The sequence below is a fragment of the Rheinheimera sp. genome, from assembly GCF_036568245.1.
Classification (GTDB): Bacteria; Pseudomonadota; Gammaproteobacteria; order Enterobacterales; family Alteromonadaceae; genus Alishewanella.
The window spans coordinates 1-4,564 of sequence record NZ_DATCSY010000093.1 but is presented as its reverse complement, the minus strand read 5'-3'; the positions used below and the strand labels follow the sequence as shown (position 1 = coordinate 4,564).

The following is a 4,564-nucleotide window of genomic DNA, read 5'->3' as shown; positions in this document are numbered from 1 at the left end:
AACGCCCAACTGGCACCTCTAGCCTCGTAAAACTCATCATCGAGCTTCCACCAGGTGGTTTTTATAACTTTACTGCCAGGCGAATCAGTTGACTGTCGGGCAGAGGCGTCACCGGCCAGGTCAGTGTTTACTCTGTCCTGCCCAACGCTGGCACTTAAACGCTGCGAGTAACTGCCCAGCCTTTTCTCTACCGCCTTAAGCCAGTCACGCAGATTATCTGCTCTGGCATAAAACTGGCTGTCAGGTTTTGCTGGATCCATCAGTTCAGACCGGTACAGATATAGCTGTGCTATAGCTTTGCGGTACTCTGATTCGGCACTTGGAATAGCCCAACTACGATGGTCTATGTTGAACATCGGCTGGGCAACTTTAAGATAACTGTTTTCAGTCGACTGCGACTGCGAGCGGCTAAAGTCTTTGCGAAGTGCCAGCGCTAAATCACGTGACATTTCCAGCACTCCCAACTCCCATGCCGGCATGTTATCCAGCATCACAAAAGGGGGCATAATGTCATTGGCTGTATAGCCGCCATTCTTATCCAGCAGGGTTTCACTTACCCTGATCAGGGCTGTCGTTGTGCTGTAACCGACAATAGCAGCATCTCCCAGCTGTTGCCGACTCTGCTTTATCTCAGCAACCAGCAGATCGGGCTCACGGCTGACCCACCAGCCTGTCAGATACATGACAATTAGCACCAAGCCCAAAAATGAGCTGACCCACTTTGTATTTAACATCTTTGCCCCTTAGCGTTTTGGCATCGCCACGACCGGCAGTGATGCTGCCAGTTGTTGTCCATCAGCAAAGTGTAATATCAGCTCTATTGATTGACCAACCTGTAGCGTGCCCGGTGCTTCAAACAACATCAGATGCAGACCACCCGGCGCAAGCTCAACACTTTCTCCGGCTGGGATCACTATATGTTCAATTTGTTCCATCCGCATCATGCCATCTTTATGGCTATGCTGATGCAATTCAATGCGCCCAAAAGCATCACTACTTACCGCCGTCAATACCATTTGCTGCTCAGAACTGTTGTTCAGCGTGAAATACCCCGCGCTAACAGAGCGGCCGGGCATTGGCAAACGGATTTGCCCATTGTCTAAGGTTACTACAGCTGGAGCTGCAAATAGCGGCGCACTTAGCAGCAGTAAGGCAGTAAAAAACCATTTCATTCTGTTTCTCCTTTAAAGTCACAGCGTTATCTTACACCAGTTTCATCTGGTTCACAGCCTGTAACTTTTGAGGTAACAGCTTAGCGATCTGGCAGCACGGCTGCCGCAACCAGATACGCGACTATCGCCGCCAACGGAAACATCAGCAGCAAAATCACCGCCAGTAAACGGATAAGCCAACGCGGCTGCTGATAATAACCGGCTAAACCTGCACATACTCCTGAGATTTTGCGGTACGCCCTTGCACAGTACCAGCGGTCGGTGTCATAAGTGGCCATATATCTAATCTCCTGCGCTGCCGTCATGTTTGCGAGCGTATTGTTTTACTATCAAAATCAGCACACTGAATGCTGCAAATGCTAAAATTTCGCTACCTATCCAGCTCATAAAAACCTTTCCCCGTTTTATGTCTGAAACGTTATTTCTGCCACATCGCCACCCGCGGGCTGAGGCACTGCCATATCAACATGACCGGCACAATACTCAGCACCGGGCTCAGATAAGCCAGCAACAACCAGGCTGAAGAGACAAACATAATTTACTCCGCCTCGCGAACAGGTAATGGGTTTAATTGATATGCAATTAACGCTGCAAAATCCTGCTGCGCAGTCTGTTTGGCAATCAGATCAATCACAGTTTTTTGCAATGCTTCTCTGGCATGCATTTGATTGAGTTCAGATAAAGCTACCAATTGCGCCTGAGTATCTGAGCGCAGCTGCGCTGACAACTCATCGGCATTAACAGTAGTGGAATGTAAACCGGCTATCAGGCCGGCGGTTACAACAACTGCAGTAAGTGTTTTCATGCTCATATCCTTGAAGTTAGTTAGTCTGTACTACAACGTCGCTATACCTATTACAAGTGCTATGCCATTTACAAAACAAAACATATACTGTTGAAAAATATACATAAAATAAAAAAGGCAAGCATAAGTGAATATGCTTGCCTTCGTAAATAAACTAAAAAATAGTGTAATTAACCAGTCAGATAGTCAATTTATCAACCAGCTGAATTTTAGCCATTGCCTGCAGTAGCAGTTCGGGTTTAGCGTCAGGCAAATGCCCTTGCTCACTGAGTAAACGCCGCCATTGCCGGGCACCTGGCATGCCCTGAAATAAACCGAGCATGTGACGCACGATATGCCATAAACGCGCACCACGTGTCATTTGCAGTTCAATGTACGGCAGCATGTCGAGCACGACCTGCTGTCCCGTACGCGGGCTTTCTGTTTGAGCATAAATTAACTGATCAACTTCACTTAATAACATCGGGTTGCTGTATGCTTCACGCCCAACCATAACGCCATCTAAATAATTTAACTGCTCTTTTGCCTGCTGCAGGGTTTTCACGCCGCCGTTTAAGCTGATATCCAGGTGTGGAAATTCCTGTTTGAGCTGATGCACGCGCTGATAGTTAAGTGGAGGCACTTCCCGGTTTTCTTTTGGGCTTAATCCTTTTAACCAGGCTTTGCGGGCGTGCACAATCAGCTGTTTACAACCGGCATCAGCGACGGCCTGCACGAAGTCCTGTAAGAACTGATAATCATCAGAGTCGTCAATGCCAATGCGGGTTTTCACCGTAACGGGAATACTGACTGCATCCTGCATCGCTTTAATGCAATCAGCTACTAAAGCGGGCTGAGCCATCAGACAAGCACCAAACATACCGTTTTGCACCCTGTCTGACGGGCAACCAACATTGATATTAACCGCATCATATCCGCGCTGCTCCGCCAGTTTGGCGCATTGTGCCATTTGCACAGGATCTGAGCCCCCGAGCTGAAGTACAACCGGATGTTCTTCCTGATTAAAATCCAGGTAATCGCCGGTGCCGTGTAAAATAGCACCGGTGGTGACCATCTCGGTATACAGCACAGCATGCTGAGTCAGCAAGCGGTGAAAATAGCGGCAGTGCTTATCAGTCCAATCCAGCATCGGCGCAATGGAAAATTTATGGTCCAGGGTGATGTTACTCAAATCAGTTTTTACCTTTAGCATCAATAGCCGTCTGAGCCTTGCACCAGACGCTCGTGATATACAACGTCGACTTATCTAGCTGCCATTATACCAGCTTATTTCACCTTATCAGGCGTAATGCATCTTGTTTTACTGTGGTGTGGAAAAATTCTGCTTTAATTACAGCCAGACGAAGTAAAATATGTGAGGCCTGAATGCGGGATTTTTATGTTGCAAGACAACCCATTTTCAATGCTGATAACACGCTGTTTGCCTACGAACTGCTGTTTCGTGATAGCCAGGAGAATATCTTCCCCGAGGTGTGCCCGAATGAAGCGACAAGCAGGCTGATTGATGGCAGTTTTATCGGCGGTTTAGTGGATGATCTGACAGCCGGCAAAAAGTGCTTTATCAACTTCACTTTCGACAGTCTGGTAAAAAAATATCCAAGCTTACTACCTACAGAAACGTTGGTGATTGAAGTGCTGGAAACGTTGCGTCCCGGCAAGAAATTGCTGGCAGAATGTATTGAGCTGCATAAACAAGGTTATCAGATTGCGCTGGATGACTACATTCCACACCCGGACTGGGTCAGTTTTTTTCCTTACATTGCTGTTATCAAGGTCGATATACAGCAAATAAGTGATGTGCATATAGCTGAGCTGATAAAAGCTATTCAACCCTACCCGCATATAAAACTGCTGGCGGAAAGGGTAGAAACTCATGAGCAGTTTGCGCATTTTAAAACGCAGGGTTTTAGTTATTTTCAGGGCTACTTTTTTGCCAAACCTGAAGTTTTGAAAAGCCGCACACTGTCTGCTCCTCAGTTGGTTGTGTTGCAATTAATGCAGGCGCTGATGGTGCCCGAACCAGACTTTGATAAAGTAACTAAAATGCTTGAGCATGAAGTTCAGTTGGCATTCCGGCTACTGCAGTACGCAAATTCTGCAAGGTTTAAGCGGGGAAAGCCCATCGATTCAATAAAGAGGGCTGTTGTTTTACTGGGCAAAAAAGAACTCTATAAGTGTATGTCACTGCTATTTGTCACACAAATGAACGACAATAAACCCTTGGAGCTGGCTCGCTTGTCGCTGGTACGCGGCCGGTTCTGTGAGCTGCTGTGTATTAATGCCTATCCGCAACTTAGTGATGCCGCTTTTCTTACCGGTATATTATCGTTGCTGGATGCCATTTTTGATATGCCGATGGCCAAGATCACGGCCAAGCTGCCGCTGTCTGATGACATACTGCAAGCCCTGAATGACAATCGCGGGCTACTGGCAAATTTTCTTACGATGGTGAATAACTACGAAAAAGGTAACTGGCAGGACTGTATTCCACAGACCAGCACTGAGGACATTTCTATCGCGCAGTGTTATAACTCGGCAGTACAGTGGGCAGAAGAGCAGCTGCCTTAGAACAGCCGCTCTGCTGTAT

At 47.2% G+C, this 4,564-nt stretch carries 6 protein-coding genes; 1 reads left to right on the top strand and 5 read right to left on the bottom strand.

Annotated elements, in window-relative coordinates; genetic code table 11:
• The 5 genes from VIN66_RS04045 to dusA form a co-directional block, all read right to left on the bottom strand.
• A partial coding sequence (locus tag VIN66_RS04045) for a DUF2333 family protein (protein ID WP_331922797.1) occupies window positions 1–734 on the bottom strand: 734 nt, incomplete at its 3' end.
• A gap of 9 nt (window positions 735–743) precedes the next feature.
• Complete coding sequence (locus VIN66_RS04040) at window positions 744–1,172, bottom strand: copper chaperone PCu(A)C (RefSeq protein ID WP_331922796.1); 429 nt, start codon at window positions 1,170–1,172, stop codon at window positions 744–746.
• Window positions 1,173–1,252: 80 nt separating this feature from the next.
• The gene (locus VIN66_RS04035) at window positions 1,253–1,450 is read right to left on the bottom strand and encodes a PspC domain-containing protein (RefSeq protein WP_331922795.1); all 198 of its coding nucleotides are present in this window, start codon (window positions 1,448–1,450) and stop codon (window positions 1,253–1,255) included.
• 260 nt (window positions 1,451–1,710) lie between these two features.
• Window positions 1,711–1,977 carry a hypothetical protein gene (locus VIN66_RS04030; protein WP_331922794.1) on the bottom strand — a complete coding sequence of 89 codons (267 nt, stop codon included), beginning with the start codon at window positions 1,975–1,977 and terminating at the stop codon, window positions 1,711–1,713.
• Between the two features lie 178 nt (window positions 1,978–2,155).
• Window positions 2,156–3,148, bottom strand: coding sequence for a tRNA dihydrouridine(20/20a) synthase DusA (gene dusA / locus VIN66_RS04025; protein WP_331922793.1), 993 nt, complete (start codon window positions 3,146–3,148; stop codon window positions 2,156–2,158).
• Window positions 3,149–3,342: 194 nt separating this feature from the next.
• Between dusA and VIN66_RS04020 the strand changes: the two genes are divergently transcribed.
• A complete protein-coding gene (locus VIN66_RS04020; RefSeq protein WP_331922792.1) occupies window positions 3,343–4,545 on the top strand; it encodes an EAL and HDOD domain-containing protein in 1,203 nt (400 codons plus the stop codon).
• Window positions 4,546–4,564 lie beyond the last annotated feature (19 nt).

Coding starts and splice junctions, on each gene's coding strand:
- VIN66_RS04040 (WP_331922796.1), bottom strand. CDS start 1,172: ATGAAATGGTTTTTTACTGCCTTACTGCTGCTAAGTGCGCCGCTATTT.
- VIN66_RS04020 (WP_331922792.1), top strand. CDS start 3,343: ATGCGGGATTTTTATGTTGCAAGACAACCCATTTTCAATGCTGATAAC.
- VIN66_RS04030 (WP_331922794.1), bottom strand. CDS start 1,977: ATGAAAACACTTACTGCAGTTGTTGTAACCGCCGGCCTGATAGCCGGT.
- VIN66_RS04035 (WP_331922795.1), bottom strand. CDS start 1,450: ATGGCCACTTATGACACCGACCGCTGGTACTGTGCAAGGGCGTACCGC.